This is a genomic window from Paenibacillus spongiae (assembly GCF_024734895.1).
GTDB lineage: Bacteria > Bacillota > Bacilli > Paenibacillales > Paenibacillaceae > Paenibacillus_Z > Paenibacillus_Z spongiae.
Map to the genome: position 1 here is coordinate 7,396,338 of NZ_CP091430.1, position 21,263 is coordinate 7,417,600.

The window sequence follows — 21,263 nt, forward strand, 5'->3', positions numbered from 1 at the left end:
CCTTCTCCCTCCCCTACAACCGAACGATGATTTCACGATACAACGCCTTAACGAAGGTGATCATCTGCTGCAGTAAGCTGAAACAGAGGAGACCCAGGAAGACGAGAAAGGCCATCACAAGCGCGGTCAACGCTAACGTGAGCAGCGTCTTGCCGATTGAATACTGGTGCACCGTCATCGTTCCGATGAATAATAGCCAAATAAACCATAAGTATGCGATCGAATCCAGCAAATAATAGAACGGGCTCTCGTCGATGGTGATGAAATTGCTAAGCAGAATTTGCGGCAGGAAAATAATGACGAGCGGAAGCATCGCATAGCCTGCGGCCATCACGATATCCTTGAACTTCCCTTCTCCGTCCATCAATGTCGTAAGCGACCAATTCGAGATGCAGAACAATAGAAACGGAAACACGATGAATTTCAGCTCGTTGATGCTGTTCAACTCGTCAAGCTTGTTGAAATTGACGATGAAACCCGAGTACTGCCGTTTCAATATCATCGTGATGACGAGCAGGAGCAGAATGAACACCGCGATGCCGATTCGTCCCTTGTTCTCGTACTTCAACTCCCAGAAGCCGCTGAACGGACGGATCATCGTGCGGAACGGCGACTTCAGAATGCCGGTATCCACGAAATGAACGGCCGGCTTCCTTCTCACCCAATAGATGCGTGCCGCAACAAGAGCGGCCGCGACCGCGATGATTACGGTCATGATGATGCCGAAATGGTTCCACATATATTCCGAGCGGTACCGCTTCAGCGCCTCGGAATAATACTTCCGATTATTGCCGTTCTCGAAATATTCCATGGCCAGCTTGTTGTCGCCCTTCTTCAGCAGCGCCTTGCCGATGCCGATATAGGCAATATCGAAGTTGGCGTTTAATTTCAGGACGGCTTCCCAATTATCGGCCGCTTGATCGACTTTGCCGTTATAGTGCGCCTTCACCCCGTCGCGGATGAGCATGCCGTACCGAGTCGGCGCGAAGATAATGAGCCGGTTCATGCCGCCTTCAAGCACGGCCATCCGGTCGCCCAGCATGGCGATCCCGGTCGGCTTCTGGAAGCTGTTCGCATTCATGCCCACTCCGCCGAACTGGTACAGCAAATTGCCGTCGCGGTTATACGTGAAGATGCGATTGCGCCTCGAATCGAGACCGCTGTACATGCCGCTTTCATCGGCGATGACATCGACGAACGTCGAGCTGCCCGCGTTCTGAACGGCCTGCTGCTCATTGCCGTCGACTTGAATGGCCGAGATATCGCCAACCGGGTCGAAATAGCCTTCCCGCCGCAGCACGTCCTCCCCGCCCGGATTGATCCGCTTAATCGGTCTGGACGCATTCACTTCCGAAGAAACGGCATAAATAAAGCCCCGTTCGTCCAAGTCCATGTTCGCGAACTCCACCGGAAGGAATAATTGCATCTGACCGGCCTGCTCCTTCGTTGAGATCCGTTTCCAGAACAGATCGGCAGGGCTGAAGCGCACCTTGTTCGTTCCGACGTAGCCGCGGAAATTGCCCTGCGCGTCAAATTCCATAATGCCCTCATAAGCGCCCTGCGCCACAACATAGAGACGTTTCGTCTTATCCACGGATACTTTCAGCGGGAAGTATTGAAAGCCCTTCGGAATGAAGCTGGAGACCGGCGCGCCGAACACCTTGATCAGCCTGCCGTCGCCGGTCAGCTGGACAATGCGCCCATTCTGCGTATCGGCGACGAACAGATCCCCGTTCCGGTCGACGAATATGCCCGATGGCTTGTTAAACATGTCGTTCTTGCCCGCATTGTCGAATGAGGAGATGACGCCTTCCAGCTCTCCGCTCTCATTCAGGCGAACGATGCGGTTGTTGTTCGTATCCGCAATATAGATATGACCGCTTGAGCTGACGAACACATCCTGCGGATCGTTGAAATCGCCGATGCCCAAAGCAGATCCATAGATTTGCCTCTCCGCCAAATACGGATATGGCGCCGGCTCCGCTTCCCGCCAGTACGAGTAGTTGTAGCCGTAATCTGGTATCTCCGCTGCCGCCGGCGACACGATGCCGGCGCTTAGAAGCCCCAGCAGGAGCAGCCATATTGAAACCTGTCTGATAGCCAAGCCTGCTCCTCCCTTCTATCGTTAATCTTTCATGCCCGATGTCGACATGGTCTGGATCACATTGCTCTGCGTGAAGATAAAGATCGCAATGGGCACGGTCATCATGATCAGGGCAGCTGCCGCCATCGGACCGGAACGCACGAACCCGCCGGATAAAATTTGACTGAATGCATAATCCATCGTCTTCAGCTGCTCGCTGTAGATATAAGAAGCGCCTTGGCTTCCGCTCCCCGTTCCCCATAATCCCTTGAACGAGAAAATAATTAACGTGAGCCATGCAGGCCGAACGATCGGCATGACGATCTGCCAGAAGATGCGGTACTCGTTCGCACCGTCGATCTTGGCCGCTTCGAGGAGCGAATCGGGGATTTGCTCCATGAACTGCTTCATCAGGAACAGCCCCAGCGAGGTGGCGAATGCCGGGAAAATGAGCGCCCAGTACGTATTGAGCAGGCCAAGCCAGCTGACCGTCAAGTAGTTGGGGATGGACGTGACCTGCGACGCAAACATAAGCGACAGCACGACGAGCGTGAACAGAACGTTCCGGCCCGGTATCTTCAGCTTGGCAAGCGGATAAGCCGCCATCGAAGCCAGAATGACATGGCCTGCCGTGCCCAGGAAGGAAACGAAGAACGTATTGAACAAATACCGGGACAGCGGCACCCACGAGTTGGCGAAGATCAGAAACAGATCGTAGAAGTTATCCAGCGTCGGCGTGCGGACGATGAAGGTCGGCGGGAACAGAAACATTTCGTCCAAGGGCTTCAGTGCCGTGCTGACCATGAAGACGAACGGAACCCCCATGAACGCTCCCACACACGCCAGAAAGGCAAAGACGAGGAGGTCGACGGGCACCGAACGGTTCACTTTCTTTTCTCTGCGCAGGCGTAATGTAAGTTTCACGGCGTTCATTCCCCTACTTTCCTGAGAAGCCATTGAATCACGAGGTTGGAGCCGAGCATAATGACGAACAGAATCGTAGCGATGGCGCACGCATAGCCCATTTCGAACCGGATCGTCCCGAAGTCGTTCAGATGGGTGACGATCGTATGCGCCGCATACTGCGGGCTCGGAAATCCGACCATGCTGGTCGCCACATCGGCAACGGCAAACGAGCTCGTAATTTGCATAACGGCTCCGAACAATAACTGCGGACGCATGGAAGGCAGTGTAATATACCACAGCTCCTGCCACCGGTTTCTCACCCCGTCGATCGCGCCCGCCTCGATCAAGGTCGTATCCATGCTCTGCAGGCCGGCGATAAAGGCGAGGAAGGCCGTCCCCAAGCTGAGCCACAGCTGCACGATCATAATAATGATCAGCATATATCGGGGATCCTGCAGCCATTGGATCGGTTCGAGGATGAATCCCCACTTGATGAGGAAGGCATTGACGTAGCCGAAGGAATCGCCCGAGAACCCGACCTGCCAGATCAAATAGACATTGCCCGATATGGATGGCGCATAGAAGAGCAGCGTGACGACGGCGCGGATTTTCGGCGATAGCTCGTTAATGAGCCAGGCGAGCAGGAAGCAGGCGATGTAGCTGATCGGCCCGGTAATGAGCGCGAATAATAACGTATTCTTCAGTGCGATCAGAAACACTTCGTCCTTAATGAACAAGGTCGCGTAGTTCTCCCAGCCGATCCACTTGGGCGTCTCCAGCACGTTGTAATACGTGAAGCTGAGCCCGAAGGCCATTACGACCGGGAACGCGGTGAAGATGAAGAACAAGATAAAGTATGGAGCGAGCAGCATATAGCCTTGCCTGTGCTGCTTGACGTTTCTTGCAAGCTCCGCCAGCTTGCCGTGCGGCTTCCTGCGGGCAGGAGATGCAGCCATATGGCTTTGCGCCGGCAAACCGGCGCTCGATTGAACCGGCTCAGGAATGATAATCGCCCCTCTTTCTAGTCGTTCGGCAAGCCGAACTCTTTACGCTTCTTCTTAATTTCGTCGTTAATATATCTCGTATAATTGTCGATTGCTTCCCTCGGATCTTCATTGGAGATGACGACGCTGCGGAAGGCGTTGTCGAGATGACGGCCCGTGAAATAGCCGCCCGGCACTTCCGGAACGCCCTTCACCCATTTCCACTGCTCCATCAACGTCTTGTAGTCCTTCACCTGCCATGGCAGCTGTTCGACCGCCTGGATGTTCGCGGTCGCGTACCGCCCCGCCGGACCGAATATGGCCTCGTTCTCCAGCCCGTATTTGGCCTGAACCTTGGAGCTGGCCCACCACTGCATAAATTTCCAGGCGTTCTCCTTATGCTTGCTGCTCTTCAGCATGACCGCCCCGCTTCCGTAGGCAGGGACATCCCGGCGAATCGATCCGTCCGGCAGCCTGGTGCCCGGCGTAAGGGTGAAGTCCCACAACCCTTTCAATTCCGGCGCGACGACGCTGATAATGTTGAATCTCGTATAATCGGCGATTCCGATCGGCATCTCGCCGCTGCGGAACCGGTTCGTAAAGTCGGTTTCCAGCGGAAGCTTATACGTGGTGTACAGCTCCGACCATTGGATGAAGGACTTCACCGACTCCTCCGAATCGAGGGCGCTCGCTTTTCCATCCTTGGTGTACAGCTCCCCGTCGGCTTGATAGAGCATCGTCCCGAAGGTGAAGTTGACCGGCAGGTTAGCGCTGTCCTGCACGTTAGAGCCCGTCTTGACCAGCACTTGAATAGGGAAGCCGAAGATCAGGTTCTGCTTCTGCAGTTCCGGCACCATCGCATAGACATCGTCCCAGGTCTGCGGCACCTCCAGCTTCATCTCCTCCAAGATATCCTTCCGGTAGAAGAGCACAGGGAAGTATTGATCGCTTGGCAGCGCATAGACGCCCCCGTTGAACGAATAAGGAACGAAGGCGCTGTCGCTGAACTGCTTCTTCACCTCATCGAATCCCGGGTATTTCGACAAATCCTCCACGCCGCTCCGCAGCGCATAGTTCAGCGGTTTATCATTGGCTACCGAGAAGGCCACGTCCGGCCCGCGTCCGGCCAGCATCGCCTGCAGCAGGACGGCTTCGGTAACGACCTGCAGATCGACGGCAACGCCCGTAACCGGCGTGAACGTTTCTTCGATCATCCGCTTGACGATCTTCGCCTGGTCGAGTCCCATCGTGATCCAGACCTTGATCTTGTCCCCGTCCTTCCCCTTGGAAGAGCCAAGCGCATTGTAGTCGTTAAAGAACGACAAGAGGAAGGTGCCGGCCTGGTGCTTGATATTCCCCCATGCCGTGGCGCTTGCCCGGGGCATCTTCTGTTCCGGCGAAGCGACGACAATATAGTCCACGGATAACGGCATGTAGTTGACCGAGAAGATCCAGGATCCGAGCGAGCTGATGTTGGACTTGAATGTCTCCAGCCTGCGCGTAACCGTATCCGGATTGTCCGCCATATCGCGCAGCTGGTACACGATCCGGTTCAGCGTGGCCGTCCGGTCGCTGCTGCCGCCCGTCGTCTTCTCGATCCGCGCCGCAATCGATGCAATCAGGTCGGCTTGCTTGCGGAACAGGCCGGTCATCTCCGGCAATTTCAAATCCAGCTGGTAATCGCGGTATTCGTCCGGGACCGTGCCTGTCACCATCACAATCCGCCGGTAGATCGTGTTCAGCTCGAGAACGCTCGATTCGATGCTGCGCAGGTACAGCGCCATCTCGCCCAGCGTGACGTCCATCCGGAGCACATGCTTCCCTTTCGTGAGATAGAAGAGATACGGCTCTTCTCCATCGCCGATTTCTTTCATCTGCCAATCGGACGAGAAGTCGAAGGCCACGCTCTCCATCTCGGAGAAGGGCACCTTCCCGTCAATCATCAGCTTGCGGTACGAGGTTACTCCGCGCTGCAGGCTTTGATTGTATTTCACCCCGATTTTGTATAATCCGTCCTCGGGCACTTCGATGTCCCAGCTTACCCACTGCCCGGCTTCCGACCAGTTGAAGGAGCCGATCGTATTGAGCCGGATCTTGGATACGTCATACGGCTCCACGGCCGGACTGCTGCGGTCCATCATCGGATAGAGCACGGCGCTCGATTTGATCCCCGCCGCCTCGCCCTGCACTTTGACCATCGCGCCGGACGCTTCTTTATATCCTTGCCGCTTATAGTGCTCCGAGAGATCCCGATAAGACGGCACCTTGTCCGTCTGGCGAAGCTTTATATAATCAATCATCATCGGTTCCTTGGCGGAAACGAGCGATATGACGTGTTTTCCCTTTGAGAAATAGAACGAATACGGCTCTCCATGGCGTCCGTCCGAGCTCTGTACGAACACTTCCTGCCAAATCGGCACTTCCGCTTGCGGGGTGTACATGTCGTTCCCGTTATCGTCGCGGACCGCTGCGCCATTGTTCTTCCACAGTCTGCGGAATACGAGATTCTTCGCTTCGGCAAAGGGCAGCTTGCCGTCGATATTCAATTCGCGGTCGATATCCGAGCCTTTCCCCTCCATGGGGCGAAAACGCAGCTCGATGTTGTACAGACCTTCATCCTGGACATCCAATTCCCATGAAACGATTCCCGATTCTCCGGTTTCGATCGCTTTGCCGCTTGCCCCGTCTACTCCGTCAACAACATTGATCTGCATGCCCTCCGCATTCGAGAACCTATCACCAGGAATCGTCAGCTCGCGTTCCGGTCTTGCGGCCTGGGCATATCGGGCCAAGTATTGGTCGTAGCCGTCCTTATTCGTGGATCCGAGCTCGATACCCGTCGGGGCTGGTCCATCGGCATAGCTTCCTGTCACAAGAGGCACCGGCTGCGGTAAAGCAATGCATATTGCCGTTATCAGGGCTACTGCCGCAACCATTCGATATTTGCTCTTTCGTTTCATTGCGTACCCCTTTCGGATGCAAGGGCAGCACCCCGGGTGTGACTAACCCCGGAGTACCGCCTCTCACAGGTTTTCAAGCGTGGATTATTTTTTCGTGGACACGTCGATGGCCCCTTGCGCCATGGGTTTGATCCGCTCAATCGCCGTGGCCGGCGACTCTTTGCCGCTTGCGATGTTCTTGAACGCTTCCTCCACAACGTCGGACAATCCGACATAGGCTTGATAATTGATAATCTTGTAGGTGCTGTCGAACATCTTCCTCATCGTATCCAGCGACTCTTTGTTCTTCATGTTCGGCTCTTCCTTCTGAAGCTTGATATCCTTCCCTTTCTTCACCTCGAATTCGAACAGCTCGGTGAAGGCGGACAGCACGGCTTCCGCATTCTGGACGCCCTTCGGAATGAACCACAGGTTCATCTTGTCGTACGGCACGACATATTCCGTTGCCTTCGGACCCTTAGGGAAGAACACATATCCGATATCGTTCGGCTTATCCTTCACATATCCGAGGTTATCCCAGCGGTAGCCGTTAACGAACGCAATGCCGCCGTCGCCGAACGAAGCTTGCTCATCCTTGTGAATCACTTTGTGAACGTTGTACAGATCGTTGAAGAACTGCAGCGCTTCCATCGTGTTCGGCTCGTCAAGCGCGATTTTATTCGTCGCCGGATCCTCAATCTTGCCTTCGTTCGTGTAAATCAGAATCGAGGCGAGCAGAGGTTCGCTATCGACGTGAAGAGGAACCTTGCCGCCGGCTTTGATCTTCTTCAGCATGTCGACGAACTGGTCCCAGGTCCATTCGCCCTTCTCCTGCAGCTCATAAGGATCCGGCAAGCCGAGCTTCTGCAGAAGCGTCTTGTCATAGTAGAGCCCATGGCTTTCCGCATACGGCTCGGATATCCCGTATTGCTTGCCCTGGAACTTCCCGTTGGTCATCGTGACCAGATTGTCGGCGAACGCCGGCAGGCCCAAGTCGACAACGTCGTCAATCGGCTGCACATAGCCTTCTACAACCAGCTTCGGGAACGCCTCGCGCAGCGGGATCATCACGATATCGGCGAACGGCTCGCCCGCAACGGAGGACGTAATCAGACGCGCCGTCGTATCCGTAACGGTGACATACTCGATCTTCGTATTGAATTTTTCTTCCACCTTCTTCTGCTTGGCCTTCTCTTCATCGTTCAGGTAAGCATCCATCCCCCACCATTGACCGATGCGAAGCGGTTTGCCGCCGAAGTCCATCACTTTCGTGACCGGCTCCTCTTCCTTCGGCTCTTCCGCCGGCTCTTCCGAAGCAGGCGGTTCCACGGTACCTGCATCGGTCTTATTGTTCGTGTTATTAGCCGCCGGTTGATTCGAATTGCCGCCCGAGCATGCCGCCAACACATTGATGAGCAAGGCAAACATAAGGATTAGGGTTCCTGCCTTCATTAGCTTCATCGAATTTCCCCCATAATTAGAATTTTTTAGCATTATTTTTTCAAAAAAAATAAACCTGCACGTATTGCATGATAACTGCTGTTCGACCTCCGCGAGCTTCCAGGCATCCCCCCTTTAAAAGTCCCTGTTCCCGATTTATTTGAAATCGCTTACATATTGATGGGCAAAACATTATTTCTTGAGCGATATGTCAATGGCCGCCTGCGCCTGCGCTTTGATCTGCTGCATCCCCCATTCGGGCGATTGCCTGCAGGCCATGATTTCTTTGACCGATTCTTCGTATAATTCTTTGAAGCCAATGTAAGACGTGTACTCGACCAGCTTGATCCTGTCGAACATCTTCCGCAGCGTCTTCATGTTTGGCTCGGATTTGAAGTAGGGCTTCTCCTTCTCCAGCCGCACGTTAAAGCCTTTCTCCATATCCATCTCATACAGCTCCGACCAGGCAGCCCACTTGGCCTTGGCATATTTCGTCCCTTTCGGCATGAACCACAGGTTCATCTTCTGATAGGGCACGATATAATCCTTCGCCCTCGGCCCTTTGGGATAGAACACATACCCGAGCTCGTCTTTCATGGCGGGATTGCCCGAATAGCCTAGCGCATCCCAGCGGTAGCCGTATGCGAATGCGACATTCCTCTCTATAATGCCTTCTTCGCCGATCAGATCGCCGGCATCGTACAGCTTGCGCATGAACTCGATCGCTTCCATGGCGTTCGGGCTGTCGAAGGCCACCTTGTTGTCCTCGACGACGGCTCCGTCATTCGAGTAGATGAAGAATGTCGTGTTCTCCACAGGGTAGTCGGCCAGACAAGGCGTGCCCTTCTTCTTCAAGGCTCTGCATATCGTCATAAATTTGCTCCACGTCCACTCCCCCTTCTCCTGCAGCTCGTATGGGTCCTGAACACCCGCTTCCTGAAGCAGCGTTTTGTTGTAATAGAGTCCGTTGGCTTCCGAATAGGGAAGGGTAACGCCATATTGCTTGCCTCTGAATTTGCCGTGCTTCATCGTAATCGGATTGTCGCTGAATTTGGGATCGTTCAGATCAATCAAACCGTCAAGCTCCTGCAGATATCCCTCCTCGACCAATTTCGGGAACGCCCAGTTCACTTCGAGCATCATAATGTCGGCGACCGGCTGCCCGGCGATGGATGATGTAATCAGACGGGATGCAGCCTGCTCGAGCGGGACATGCACATACTGCACTCTCGTATGGTACTTGGCTTCGACTCTGCGCTGACGTTCGAGCTCTTCGGCCGTCAGCTCTCCCTCCATCGCCCACCATTGTCCGATGCGAAGCGGCTCACCCTGCAGATCAAGCCCTTCTTCTGCCTGAGGGCTCGTCGAGGCTTCATCCTGTATGATGATTGCCGTATCCTGCTTCGCCCGTTGATACGCATCATCGGAGAAGCTGTCTTGACTCGTATTCGAGACAGGAGAGGATTGCCTGGAATCGGAAGCGAACAATCCGAAGACGGCAGCCGTAACCATAGCGGCGAATATAAGCGTTAACCATCTGTTCTTCATCTTCGATCACCTCGCAGCAGATGTTGTTCCTATCCCCGGACTAACGAAACGCGAATCCGAATGAAACCATCCCCACATAAGCGATCATCAGCGACGCACAGCATTGTTATCGCTTTCATAGGATCAACTATAGAGGAAACGGACCCGGATGAGTATTCATGCAAATGAAGTCTTTAACTGCATAGAAAGCCTGCCTATCCACGCTCGTTAGCACAAAAGATAACAAAAACGAATAAAAATCCATACGGCATCTAAGCCATGTGCATACCCAAACTGTACCTGCCTTGTCACGCCCGCATTCAAGCAGCAATTCATGTGCCCGACTGCTCCCTGAACTGGGTAGGCGTACGGCCCGTCATCTTCTTGAACATTCGCGTAAAATAGAAATAGTCGTGATAGCCCGCCTTCTCGGCGATTTCGTTCACAAGGTAATTCGTCTGCTCCAGCAGCTCACAAGCGTAGTTAATTCGCAGCTTCGTCATATAAGAGGTGAACGTTTCACCCACTTCCTTCTTGAACAGCTGGCTCACATAATTCGGGCTGATGAAATATTTCTGCGTCAGGCTCTGAATCGAGATGTCGCTGCGGAAATTGTCATGGACATCCTGCAGAATCAATTTGAACGTCTCATTGCCCGTTTCCTTCACGGCGTATTCCGGATTCTTGCGGATCATCCTCATCGATACGCCCTTCAAGTAGTCGAGCATATCCGGCAAGCTCCGGAACGTCTCCATCAGCTGCTCATAGCTGAATAGCATCCCGTCCCTCTCTTCTTCATTCATGCTGTATAAGAGGGAAATCACGACGTTATACAAGCGAAGGGCATGCTTGACCGTATATCCCTCTTGCTGGAACAACCGGCCGGCCTCGTCGAACAGCCCGCCCAGCACGGCGAATTCTTTGCTGCCGATAGCCGAACCGATTTGTTTGATCACCTTGTTCAACGTCCCCTGCGAAGCCTCGCGATGCCAGTTAACCCCTTCAGAGCCGGTAATGAAATAGTGGCTGGCCAGTAAATTGGCGCTCCCCATCGCGTTCTTCAGCATATGGGAATCGGTGAATGCGAAGCTGACGCCGGCACCCTTCAGTCCATCCGGCCACTCGGCTTCCAGCTTCCGGGCCGCCTCGGTTAACGAATCGTATGCCATGATATAGAGCATCTTCCTTATCCCGATCTTCAGCCGGAGGGCATGCTCAACCTGCGGGAACCGGCCATCCCCGGCATCGCAAACCATCGCCCCGACCGCATGGCCGGCATCGATCCGGATGCCATGCTTGTCAAACTCCCGTTTGATGGCATCCGGACTCCCCCCGCCCTCCTCGGCCAGCATCTGGAGCAGCAGCGTATCGGACAGCTGCTGCGCCGCGTCCAGGTGCTTCTTCAGCTTGCTGAGCACATCGGCGATCTCTTGCTCGTCATAGGGCTTCAGACAATACATCGCAGCGCCGTAATTGAGCGCCCGCTGCGCATACGCGAATTCCGCGTAGCCGCTGACGACCACGAATTTCGGCGGATCCGGCAGCTCTCCGCCCTTCTTGATCAATTCAAGCCCGCTCATCCCCTGCATGCGAATATCGGTGAATACCACCTGCGGCTTATGAGCCTGAATGAACGCCAGCGCTTCCAATCCGCTGTATGCTTCCCCCGCCACTTCGAAGCCAAGGCTGTTCCAATCCACACTCGCCTTGAGGCTCTCGACCACCCAGCTTTCGTCATCCACAATAAGCACTTTATACATGTAAAGTCCCCCTTGCCGGCATCACCAGCTGTATTATCGTTCCTTCTCCAAGTGTGCTGTCGATGTAGAGTCCATACATATCGCCAAAGGTGAGCTTGATCCGATTATTCACGTTGGCCAGTCCGATACTGGATACCTGCGCGTCCTCCCGGTCCTGGATCGCCTGCCGCCGCTGCGTGAGCACGTTCCGGATCTGCTCCAGACGCTCGGGGGTGATTCCCAGACCGTCATCCTCCACCGCAATGACCAGCTCCTTCTGCTCGTTCACCTTCCCGCTGATGACCAGCGTCCCCTGCTCCTCCTTCGTCTCCAAGCCATGAAAGACGGCATTCTCGACGATCGGCTGAAGAATCATCTTCGGAATCTGGCATGCCATCGCTTCATCCGTCAGCTCATATCGGACGCGGAACCGGTCGCCGAAGCGGATTTGTTGGATATACATATAGGATTCGATAATGCCCATCTCCGTTTGGAGCGCCACCCTGTCCCCGCCTTTAATGCTGTAACGGAAGATTTGTCCGAGCGCCTTGGCGATCTCGCGAATTTCATTGGCGCCTTTGACAGCCGCCATCCCTTTGACCATTTCCAGCGTATTGTACAGAAAATGCGGGTTAATTTGACTGCGCAGAAAAGACAGCTCCGATTTGTTCTTCTCCAGCTCCGTTTCATACAGCATCGCATTCGTCTCCAGCAGCTGATGCGTCAAATTGTCGACCTCGTCCAGCATGCTGTTCAGCTCGTTGGACATGACTGTAATTTCCGCGTAGCCCTGCAGATGAATCCGGTTCTTCAGCTTGTTCAGATCCCCCCGCTTGATGCTGCTGATGAAGGCCATCAGCTTCTTGAGCGGAAGCAGCACATTGTTAATGACCAGCATGAACAGAGCAAACATAATGATCGCCCCGAAAATAAACACGGCCAGCTCCAGCTTGCGGATCTTCGAGATGTCGCGCAGCAGCTCGGCAACGGGAATCATGCTGACGATCATGCTGCTGATCTCCGGCAGATCCTCCGTCTGGACGGCGTACGTCTGCCCGTTCACGATAATCTTCCGCGATTCGCCGGGTGACGTATCCTCCGCGATAATGACATCCAGCTCGCTGCCGACTTCCTCCGGATTGCTGCTGGAGATGATCTTATTCTCCCGGTCCACCAGAAACGATTGTGTGGCGAGCTGCTCCGCGATCGAACCGGACTCGCCGATCAGCGCGGTCGGATCGATCACGAAGAACAGCGTGCCAATGACCGAATTGAACCGGTCGCCCGACTGAAACGACTTGATTTTCATGCCTACCAGGATGCAGTTCTCACTCTGGTAAGCGTCTCCAAAGTTCTGCAAGCCGAAATAATGAATCGCATCCTTCGGGGCAAGCATCGGGGCGAAGGGCCCCGTCCACTTCTTCCCGCCGTACAGATCGTACCATCGCCCGTCCTCCCCGTGGAGGACGATATCCAGAATCCCCTCCTTCAACGTCCGCATGTTGATGAACAGGCTGCTGATTCTTTTGGAATACATGTAGATCTGCGCGATTTCCGGTTCGGTTAAATAATTCTGCACGTCATTGTTGTAAGCAATATTGGTCATCAGCCGGTCGATAACGTCTTTGTTCGAATGGACGGTCTGCTTGATCTGCGCGATCATGTCTTTCGTGTACTGCTCATTGTTGCTGCTGATAATCCCGGACATCTGAATATAGGTGATCGAGATGATGAACAGCATAACGGCTGCGATGCATACCGCGATAAACGACAGCTGTGACCGAATGGACAATCGACGGTAAAATGCCACGGCATGCTCCCCTATCCCATGTGCAGATATGTATTGTCATGCTATTGATTTTATATCACTTTTAGGTGCGATGGGCAGAATGCTTTACTTACCTGCACTTTTCCATTACTATTCTTGGCATATACAACTTCGTCAGGGAGTGAAGAGATGAGCCGTATCAAGCCTATCGTTGCCATGCTTCTGACAACAGCGCTTATCCTGACAGCCGCAGGATGCCGGGATGGCAATGTACCTGCAGAGGGTCCGTCGAATGACGCAGCCAGTGAGACCGGCAAGCATCTCAATATCTCCGTATCGTTCTGGGGCATTGGCAGGGCGTTCGAGAAGAAAGACGACATTCTGCAAAAGATCGAGCGCGATTTCAACGTGACGCTCCAGCCCGTTCAGGTAAGCTGGGCCGATTACGAGGAGAAGTTCAAAGTATGGGCGGCATCCGATAAGTTTCCCGATTTGTTCGCGCATTCGATCATCAATGATTCGCCCGGCATCTACTCGGATTGGATCAAGCAGAACTTAATCCGCCCGCTTCCCGATGATCTAAGCGAATACCCCAACGTATTCGAGATCGCCCAGATTGCCGATACCCGGGCATTGCGCCGGGATAAGAAGCTGTACATGCTCCCCCGTAACGCCTATCCGACCAATGATCTGTGGATGCTGGAGAGGGTCGTCTTCGTCCGCAAAGACTGGATGGAGCAGCTGGGGTTCCAGGACCCGGGCAATTTCAACGAATTCTCCGCAATGATGAAAGCGTTTACCGAAAAGGATCCGGACGGCAACGGCCTTCCCGATACCGTCGGCTTAACCGCAGGCAGCATCAGCTATCTCTCTTGGGTGTTCAGTCCGGCATTCCCGCAATTTGCCGCCAGCCAATGGGTTCAAGAGGGCAGCCAGTGGATCCCTTATTACGCGTCCAAGGAAATGAACAAGATCGTGGTCCAATTCCGCAAGCTGTACACGGACGGCGGCCTGGACAGCAGCTTCTTCCTGAGGAAGGAAGCCGACGCGGTGGAGAAATTCACGCAGGGCAAGGCGGGTGCACTCGCATATAAAGCAACCCCCGATAGCTTGAGCGGCATGGTCGAACTATGGAACACCTACAACCCCGGCAAAGACTTTTACGATTCGGTGAAGATCCTGCATCTGTGGCCGGCAGACGACGGGAACCGCTATTATTATGTGGCGCCAACCTATTGGACCGAGAGCTATTTCAGCGCGAAGCTGGACGATGATAAGATGGACCGGATTTTGCGGCTGTATGATTACCTGCTGTCTCCCGAAGGGAAGCAATTGATGCAGTACGGCATCGAAGGGAAGGATTACGTGAACTTCGATGGCAATATTGTCATTACGCGGCCCCGGGACGAGAAGACAGGGAAGCCCGTCAGCATCCAGAAGCTGTACCCTTCAACGGAAATATTGCGTTCCCTCGCCGCGTGGGGACTGGAACACTCTTACCGGCTGGACGACATCAACAAGTTCAAGTACGGGGAGAGGAATATTCAAGCCAGCCTGGAAGAGATGAGATGGCTGCTTAATCATGCAAGGGCGACGCCCTTTATCTATTCAACCATCTCGCTGTCCACGCCGAATAAAGATAAGCTGAGCGCCGCAATCAATCCGCAGGAGGATCTGACGAAAGTCGCGCTCAGCAAGGGCGATCCGGTGAAGATGTGGCAGGAGATCGTCGCCCAATACAACGAGATGGGGCTTCAGCAGGCGATCCGGGAGGTCAATGAGAAATTGCTGAATCCGGACTGAGCGGACGGGGTAAAAGCCGCTGCGCAGGCGGAACGTTCTTTCGATCGCTGTTGTTCACGGATTTCTTTGAATCAGACTTTTTGGTTGAAATCCGGCAGACTAACGCCGTCCTCTGGAGGCGAAGTTTGTTTCGTGAACGCAACCCGCTGCGCTGGAGCATGACCTCAAGCAGGCATAAGGATGAACTTTAGAATACAAAGCTTATTTTAATCGCTTCATTCCTGATGTGAATTAATCTTGAAGGTGTTGTATAACGTACAACATTTTCTTCATCAATCAGCCCCAGTAGCCGTATTGATGCACTTTATACAACTTTGTGGGTAAGATACCACACGTTATCCCTCTCGGCAGGAGGTTTTGTTGTAGAAAATGCAATAATAAACGTATCAAGGTCACTTTTGCCCGTCCAGAGTTGCAGAAAATACAACAAGAAGATATCCGAATTGTAAAAATCATGGAATAGAGGATGGGGTTCCTATCCCTTGCGCCCTTCCGGCTGATGCTCGGGCTGCTCCAACACAACGGTACCGTCGCTCTCGCGGATCCAGGTCTCGAATTGCCGTTCTCCCGCCCGCAGTTTAATGACCCGCGCCCCTGTCGGAAAGTGGTTATTTCGCACGTTATCGACGTAGCTGACATACTTCGTCGCGCGGCCATAGCAGAGGTGGATTCCGTGCAGCATGCCATGAAAATCATTCGCGTGGTCGTGGCCGACAAACGTGCCCATAACGTCGCCCATCTCCACCATGGCCGCGAAGAAGCCGGAATTGATCCGGGGCGCGGAGCTGCAGCCGTCCAGTCGGTGACCGTAACAAACATGCCCCTCCCACACTTCATTGTACTCCGGCAGCGGAATGTGGAAGAAAGCGAGCGCCGGCAGCGGGCTCCCGCCGTTCTGCTCCGTTAGCGCACGGGACTGATCCGCATACCAGTTGATCTGATCCCTGTGAATCCAATCGTATCCGCCAACGTTATGCCCGCCGGAAGGGTAGTCGCCGCTGTCCAAGAAATAGAGCGCAGCTCCAGCTCTCCCATCGCGGTTCAGCACCTTCAGCACAAAATTCCCGGCGCCGCTCACTCCCTGCGGGTCCTCCTCCGCAACGCAGTATTCATGCTCCAGCTGGACCGCATGCATCTGCTTTCTCGTGACGCTTCCTTCCGAATCATGATTGCCGAATACGGCCGCCCACGGCACGCGGCTCTGCTCGGCGGCCGCCACCGCATTACGGAATGATTGGATCGGATCTTTGGTTCTTGCACTTGCGATGAGATCCCCGGCAAACACGATCAGATCGGGCTGCTCCTCCCGAATAATCCGCTCCATCGTCGCCTGCGTAGACCGGTCAAGCTCGGGTGATTCCGGATCGTAGTCATATTCATCGATATACTCCACATCGGAAAACTGTACGATCACAAACGTGCCATCTTCGCGAAATTTCAACCTCTTGTCCATTACGCCTTCCCCCCGATACATATGACGAGCGGTAACTAGCAACAAAAAACCATTATTCACAAAATTATAATCCATGTTCCCTGCGGTTACAATTGGCTTTCCTTGCTTTTTGTTGCTTTTATTTGCGATGCGGCAAGTAGAAACGACAGACGCCGTCTTTGGCGGTGAACGGCGTTTCTTCTCTTTGATGTTGTTTAAGCAACGTATCGCGGGAACTTATATTCTCTAATAAGAAAACCACTCCTAAGCTTGGAGTGGTCGGCTATCAGCTTGACGCTAGCTCTATGGCCTTCTCTAAGGCGGCATCCCGCTTGCTGTAATGATCCTCCCGCGTGCCTGCGGCCTTGACATCCGGGGCAATCCCGATGCCTTCGAACGGTTCACCGCTCGGAAAATACGAGCGGATCGAGCCGATTCCGATTCCGATATCATCGCCGAATTTTCGCATGACGGGCTGACCTGTCGAACCCCATGTGTGCTCTCGGCCGGTCGCGCACATGCCAGGGTAACATCCCATGCCTTATGTCCGGTCGCTATGTCAGTTCCGGCTGCCGCGCAAGCGCCTGGCCCGTTCGGGCCTCAATTTCGTCTATAAAGCATTGCAGGGTGTTCGTTAGATAAGCGTCTTTGCGCCGGATAAAAATCGTTGTCACTTCCCGGTAAGGCTCCGGTATGCGGTGACAGAACACGGTGCCATTGGCAGCCAGATCGGCAACGGAGGATTCGGGGAGTATCGTGATGCCAATACCGGCCGCTACACTGCCGATAATGGTCCCGAACGTTCCAAACTCCATGACCTGCTTCGGGATAATTCCCTCCACCTTCATCCAGCTCTCCAGTCTTCCGCGATAGCCGCAGCCCTTATTGTAAAGCAGCAGAGGCTTCGTGGTAATATCCTCCACGGAGAAGCCGCTTCCCTTGGTAACAAGCACCAGCTTCTCTTGAATAACCTCAACCTGATCGATTAACGGATGCCTGATCGGTCCCGTAACGAACGCACCGTCCAGCTTCATGTCCACAACCTCTTGCAGCAGCTGATCGGTGACGCCGGCCTTCAACGACAGTTCAACGTCCGGATACTTGCTGTTGTACGAGGATAATATCTCCGGCAGGGCAATCACGGTCTCCACGATCCCGATTTCGAGGACGCCGGAAGGATTCGTTTTGTCTTGGAAGGCACGCTTCAGCTCTTCCATCTTGGATAGGATCTCACGCGAATGCTCCAGCAGCCGCTTGCCTTCCGTGTTCAAGATCATCCCCCGTTTGTGCCGGTAAAACAAGGGCGTCTGGAGCTCTTTCTCCAGCAGCTTAATTCTGGCCGTCACATTGGATTGGACATAATTGAGCTCCAATGCCGCTTTACTGACACTTTCATGCTTCGCCACGGTCTGAAAGATGTTCAAATCATTGAGATCCAACGCGCACCATCCTCTCCATTGCTCTTCTCCGATCTTCATGGATCTACGCAAATGCTGCGCAATGTTTATTATCATTATAAATGATGATAAACTTTATTTTCAATCATTTTACTAATGGCATTCCTCCCCCTATGATGAGTTATGTACTAGAAGCTGGCAGATCTTTTGTTAGGGAGAGACCATTACATGTTCAAGAAGCAAATCATCCTCGGTTCCTTGCTGTGCCTTATCGCAAGCATGTCGTGGGGGGCTATGTTCCCCGTCGCACACCTCGCTTTACAGCAAATCGATCCTTTCTACTTCTCGTTTATCCGATACGTAATCGTAGCAGTCATCCTCAGCGCAATGTTGTGGTTTAAGGAAGGGAGAGCTTCGTTCCGCTTCGAGGGACGGGGCAAAGCTCTGCTTATCTATGGAACGATGGCTTTCACGGTTTATAATATGTTCGTCTTCCTCGGACAGCAGCTCATGGGCGAGCCCGGCACAGTCGCCGCCTCCATCATGGAAGTGCTCATGCCCATGATTTCGATCCTGGTCGTCTGGATTACTACGCGAAAAGCGCCCAAAGCGTCCATGCTCACAAGCGTAGCTATTGCGCTTGCCGGTGCCTTGCTGGTGATCACCAAGGGGGAGCTGGCATTCTTCATGATGGCAGGACAGAATCTTATGCCGCTGCTGCTTATATTTGTGGGCGTTGTCGGGTGGGTCGTGTACTCCATGGGAGGAAGCCGGTTTGGCGACTGGTCGATACTGCGCTATTCAACGTTGACCTGCTTGCTGGGAAGCGCCGTATCCGGTGTTATCGTAACCCTTGCTTCGGCTTTCCAGCTGCTTCCCGTTCCCACCTGGGACACGATTTTCTCAATTAAGTATGAAATGTCCTTCATGGTCTTAGTGCCGGGACTCGCCGCCTTGCTAAGCTGGAATGCAGGAATCAAATTGTTGACCCCGCTTAACGGGATCTTGTTTATCAATTTCGTTCCCATTACCACATTCATTATTATGGCGTTCCAAGGCTACCGGATCAGCAGCTACGAAATCATCGGGACGCTGCTCATTATCTTTGCCCTCATACGTCACAATGCGCTCCAGCGAAAATCCGTTCGCGGCCGCCAGAATCGCAGGTCCTTTACGCCCGCTCGCGATGCTGCTGGTGATATCGTGAAGACTGCACAATAATGAAAAAGGGATGCCCCCAACTGTCATCGACAATGGCAGAGGGGGCATCCCTTTTTTCGAAGCCGGCGCGAACCTGCTCGTCCCGCCCCAATTCGAAGGCAGCTTTCTATTAGGCTGCTGCTAAATCCAACGCCTCTCTGATGTTGGCCTCTCCTGTAAGTCCCGAAAACGGCGTTACAGCCATGCGGGGCTCGTCCGCCGGCGGCTGTAACGCCCTTTTTCGGCGTTACAGCTCACGATCCCGCATGCTCCCCCTCCAGCTAGAACGGAAAAAGGTTGAGCCAGAGGCCCAACCTTCATCCAATTACGTGCTAGCGGGACATCCGGCATATCAATTAGGCCTTATCCGGCGCCCACAGCGACTCGATCTCCTCCAGCGATTTGCCCTTCGTCTCGGGAATCACGCGCCAGGTGAAGACGAACGTAACGAGCGCCATGATGCCGAAGGTCCAGAAGGTGATCGCCGGGCCAGAAGAGGCAAGCATCGGCGGGAATGCCTGCGACACGACATAATCGGCAGCCCACAGCGCCATGGAAGCGATCGCGGTCGCTTTGCCCCGAATGCGGTTGGGGAAGATCTCGGACATCACGACCCAGACGACCGGTCCAAGCGATACCGCGAAGGCAGCTACGTACAATAAGATAAAGACGAGTACCAGCGGCCCTGAAGCATGCCCCGTTTGGAAGGCCAGTCCGATTACTGCCAGACAGATCGTCATGACCGAAGAACCGACGAGCAATAATGCCTTGCGTCCGACTTTATCGATGAGCCAAATCGCAAGAATCGTAAAGACAAAGTTTATGAAACCGACCAGAATGGTCTGAATCAGCGCGGCATTCGTTCCTGCTCCGGTCTGCTTAAAGATTTCCGGCGCATAGTACATAATGGCATTAATGCCGGTAACCTGCTGCAGTATAGCCAGTCCAACGCCGACAATAAGAGCCAGTCTCAAGGCAGGACTGAATAATTGGCGGATCGAGCCGTTCTCTTGCTTGAAAGACTCCTTGATGTCCAGCACTTCTTGTTTGGCCAATGTCTCGCCATGAATACGAAGCAAGATCGGCAGAGATTCCTCCGCCCTTCCCTGCTTGATCAGCCATCTTGGGCTTTCGGGCACGAAGAACAGCAGTACGAGGAACACCACCCCGGGAAGAACGCCGAATCCGAACATCCACCGCCATGCCGTAGACACATCCCAAGCATCGTCGCCCATCCCAGCTATCCACATGTTAATAAAATAAACGAGAAAAATGCCTGTAACGGTGGCCAGCTGGTTGAGCGCTACGAGACGTCCGCGGTATTTGGCCGGCGCAATCTCGGCATTATAGAGCGGGCACAGCGTAGACGTAAGGCCGATCCCTATTCCTCCAATGATTCGTGCGATAATATAGCCATTGAACGTAGACGGAATGGCTGAGCCAAGCGACCCGATAATAAACAGAACCGCAGCCGCAATGAGCGTCTTCTTCCTTCCGAGCCTCTCGCTGAGCACGCCAGCGCTGGCAGCCCCGGCGATACAGCCGATAATCAAGCTTGAGACCGCCCAGCCTACCTGCAGCTCATTCAAGTCGAAGCGCTCTTTCATAAACCCGATCGCACCCGACACAACGGCCGTATCAAACCCGAATAACAGTCCGCCGAGAGCAGCTACCATCGATACTAGCGTCACAAACTTCATGCTAACTGGCTCGTCTTGCTTTATATTAACGTTCACTTGTAGGATCCCTTCTGGCGTGTTCAGTCTGCAAACAAGCCTTTTTTTGAACAACGGTTATTACGAAATTAATTGTAACATGCGCGTTGTTCCGGCTTGCGGTCTATTCCCTTCACTAATTTGTTCATCAACAGCACATTATTGCGTCCACCCCGCCCTATTCCGAGAGCAGTCGTTGCACTAGCATAAATTCGTCTCCACACGACAAATTCGTCCACGTCCACGTTCACTTCCATTCCTATTTCTATATTTATAACCGCATCTTCTTCCACGCCCACATCCACATCCACATCCACGTTATATACAACGA

15 protein-coding genes are annotated in these 21,263 nt (G+C 53.7%); 2 read left to right on the forward strand and 13 right to left on the reverse strand.

Annotation, left to right across the window (positions count from 1 at the left end; genetic code table 11):
- Positions 1-13: 13 nt before the first annotated feature.
- The 8 genes from L1F29_RS33225 to L1F29_RS33260 form a co-directional block, all read right to left on the reverse strand.
- Entirely contained in the window at positions 14-2,104 is a 2,091-nt protein-coding gene (locus L1F29_RS33225; RefSeq protein WP_258386227.1) for a YIP1 family protein, read from the reverse strand.
- A 21-nt stretch (positions 2,105-2,125) separates the two neighbouring features.
- Positions 2,126-3,007: a carbohydrate ABC transporter permease gene (locus L1F29_RS33230; protein WP_373876459.1), complete on the reverse strand. Its 882-nt coding sequence runs from the start codon at positions 3,005-3,007 to the stop codon at positions 2,126-2,128.
- A gap of 5 nt (positions 3,008-3,012) precedes the next feature.
- The gene (locus L1F29_RS33235; RefSeq protein WP_258386229.1) at positions 3,013-3,945 is read right to left on the reverse strand and encodes a carbohydrate ABC transporter permease; all 933 of its coding nucleotides are present in this window, start codon (positions 3,943-3,945) and stop codon (positions 3,013-3,015) included.
- Between the two features lie 65 nt (positions 3,946-4,010).
- Positions 4,011-6,932 carry an extracellular solute-binding protein gene (locus L1F29_RS33240; protein WP_258386230.1) on the reverse strand — a complete coding sequence of 974 codons (2,922 nt, stop codon included), beginning with the start codon at positions 6,930-6,932 and terminating at the stop codon, positions 4,011-4,013.
- 84 nt (positions 6,933-7,016) lie between these two features.
- Positions 7,017-8,372 (reverse strand): ABC transporter substrate-binding protein, encoded by a 1,356-nt coding sequence (locus tag L1F29_RS33245; RefSeq protein WP_258386231.1) that lies wholly within the window; start codon positions 8,370-8,372, stop codon positions 7,017-7,019.
- A gap of 171 nt (positions 8,373-8,543) precedes the next feature.
- Positions 8,544-9,899, reverse strand: a complete 1,356-nt coding sequence (locus L1F29_RS33250; protein ID WP_258386232.1) for an ABC transporter substrate-binding protein — start codon at positions 9,897-9,899, stop codon at positions 8,544-8,546.
- A gap of 311 nt (positions 9,900-10,210) precedes the next feature.
- Positions 10,211-11,638, reverse strand: a complete 1,428-nt coding sequence (locus L1F29_RS33255; RefSeq protein ID WP_258386233.1) for a response regulator transcription factor — start codon at positions 11,636-11,638, stop codon at positions 10,211-10,213.
- Positions 11,631-13,427: a cache domain-containing sensor histidine kinase gene (locus L1F29_RS33260; protein WP_258386234.1), complete on the reverse strand. Its 1,797-nt coding sequence runs from the start codon at positions 13,425-13,427 to the stop codon at positions 11,631-11,633. The genes L1F29_RS33255 and L1F29_RS33260 overlap by 8 nt, the downstream gene beginning before the upstream one ends.
- 147 nt (positions 13,428-13,574) lie before the next feature.
- Between L1F29_RS33260 and L1F29_RS33265 the strand changes: the two genes are divergently transcribed.
- Positions 13,575-15,188 carry an extracellular solute-binding protein gene (locus L1F29_RS33265; RefSeq protein ID WP_258386235.1) on the forward strand — a complete coding sequence of 538 codons (1,614 nt, stop codon included), beginning with the start codon at positions 13,575-13,577 and terminating at the stop codon, positions 15,186-15,188.
- A 475-nt stretch (positions 15,189-15,663) separates the two neighbouring features.
- On the opposite strand, the gene L1F29_RS33270 is transcribed toward L1F29_RS33265, so the two are convergent.
- The 3 genes from L1F29_RS33270 to L1F29_RS33280 all read right to left on the reverse strand — a co-directional run bounded on the left by L1F29_RS33270 (position 15,664) and on the right by L1F29_RS33280 (position 18,059).
- Positions 15,664-16,641, reverse strand: a complete 978-nt coding sequence (locus L1F29_RS33270; protein ID WP_258386236.1) for a metallophosphoesterase family protein — start codon at positions 16,639-16,641, stop codon at positions 15,664-15,666.
- A gap of 265 nt (positions 16,642-16,906) precedes the next feature.
- The gene (locus L1F29_RS33275) at positions 16,907-17,140 is read right to left on the reverse strand and encodes a S41 family peptidase (RefSeq protein ID WP_258386237.1); all 234 of its coding nucleotides are present in this window, start codon (positions 17,138-17,140) and stop codon (positions 16,907-16,909) included.
- A 34-nt stretch (positions 17,141-17,174) separates the two neighbouring features.
- Positions 17,175-18,059, reverse strand: a complete 885-nt coding sequence (locus tag L1F29_RS33280) for a LysR family transcriptional regulator (protein WP_258386238.1) — start codon at positions 18,057-18,059, stop codon at positions 17,175-17,177.
- Positions 18,060-18,245: 186 nt separating this feature from the next.
- Here L1F29_RS33280 and L1F29_RS33285 point away from each other — a divergent pair, with 186 nt between their 5' ends.
- Positions 18,246-19,238: a DMT family transporter gene (locus L1F29_RS33285; RefSeq protein WP_258386239.1), complete on the forward strand. Its 993-nt coding sequence runs from the start codon at positions 18,246-18,248 to the stop codon at positions 19,236-19,238.
- 335 nt (positions 19,239-19,573) lie between these two features.
- Here the strand turns inward: L1F29_RS33285 and L1F29_RS33290 are convergent, their stop codons facing one another.
- Positions 19,574-20,917: a sugar porter family MFS transporter gene (locus L1F29_RS33290; protein ID WP_258386240.1), complete on the reverse strand. Its 1,344-nt coding sequence runs from the start codon at positions 20,915-20,917 to the stop codon at positions 19,574-19,576.
- 104 nt (positions 20,918-21,021) lie between these two features.
- A complete protein-coding gene (locus L1F29_RS33295; RefSeq protein WP_258386241.1) occupies positions 21,022-21,249 on the reverse strand; it encodes a hypothetical protein in 228 nt (75 codons plus the stop codon).
- Between the last annotated feature and the right edge of the window lie 14 nt (positions 21,250-21,263).

Bases quoted from the DNA above. Each gene is read 5' to 3' on its own strand.
- L1F29_RS33245 (WP_258386231.1), bottom strand. From the start codon at position 8,372: ATGAAGCTAATGAAGGCAGGAACCCTAATCCTTATGTTTGCCTTGCTC.
- L1F29_RS33255 (WP_258386233.1), bottom strand. From the start codon at position 11,638: ATGTATAAAGTGCTTATTGTGGATGACGAAAGCTGGGTGGTCGAGAGC.
- L1F29_RS33265 (WP_258386235.1), top strand. From the start codon at position 13,575: ATGAGCCGTATCAAGCCTATCGTTGCCATGCTTCTGACAACAGCGCTT.
- L1F29_RS33275 (WP_258386237.1), bottom strand. From the start codon at position 17,140: ATGTGCGCGACCGGCCGAGAGCACACATGGGGTTCGACAGGTCAGCCC.
- L1F29_RS33290 (WP_258386240.1), bottom strand. From the start codon at position 20,917: ATGAAGTTTGTGACGCTAGTATCGATGGTAGCTGCTCTCGGCGGACTG.
- L1F29_RS33270 (WP_258386236.1), bottom strand. From the start codon at position 16,641: ATGGACAAGAGGTTGAAATTTCGCGAAGATGGCACGTTTGTGATCGTA.
- L1F29_RS33235 (WP_258386229.1), bottom strand. From the start codon at position 3,945: ATGGCTGCATCTCCTGCCCGCAGGAAGCCGCACGGCAAGCTGGCGGAG.
- L1F29_RS33240 (WP_258386230.1), bottom strand. From the start codon at position 6,932: ATGAAACGAAAGAGCAAATATCGAATGGTTGCGGCAGTAGCCCTGATA.
- L1F29_RS33285 (WP_258386239.1), top strand. From the start codon at position 18,246: ATGTTCAAGAAGCAAATCATCCTCGGTTCCTTGCTGTGCCTTATCGCA.
- L1F29_RS33250 (WP_258386232.1), bottom strand. From the start codon at position 9,899: ATGAAGAACAGATGGTTAACGCTTATATTCGCCGCTATGGTTACGGCT.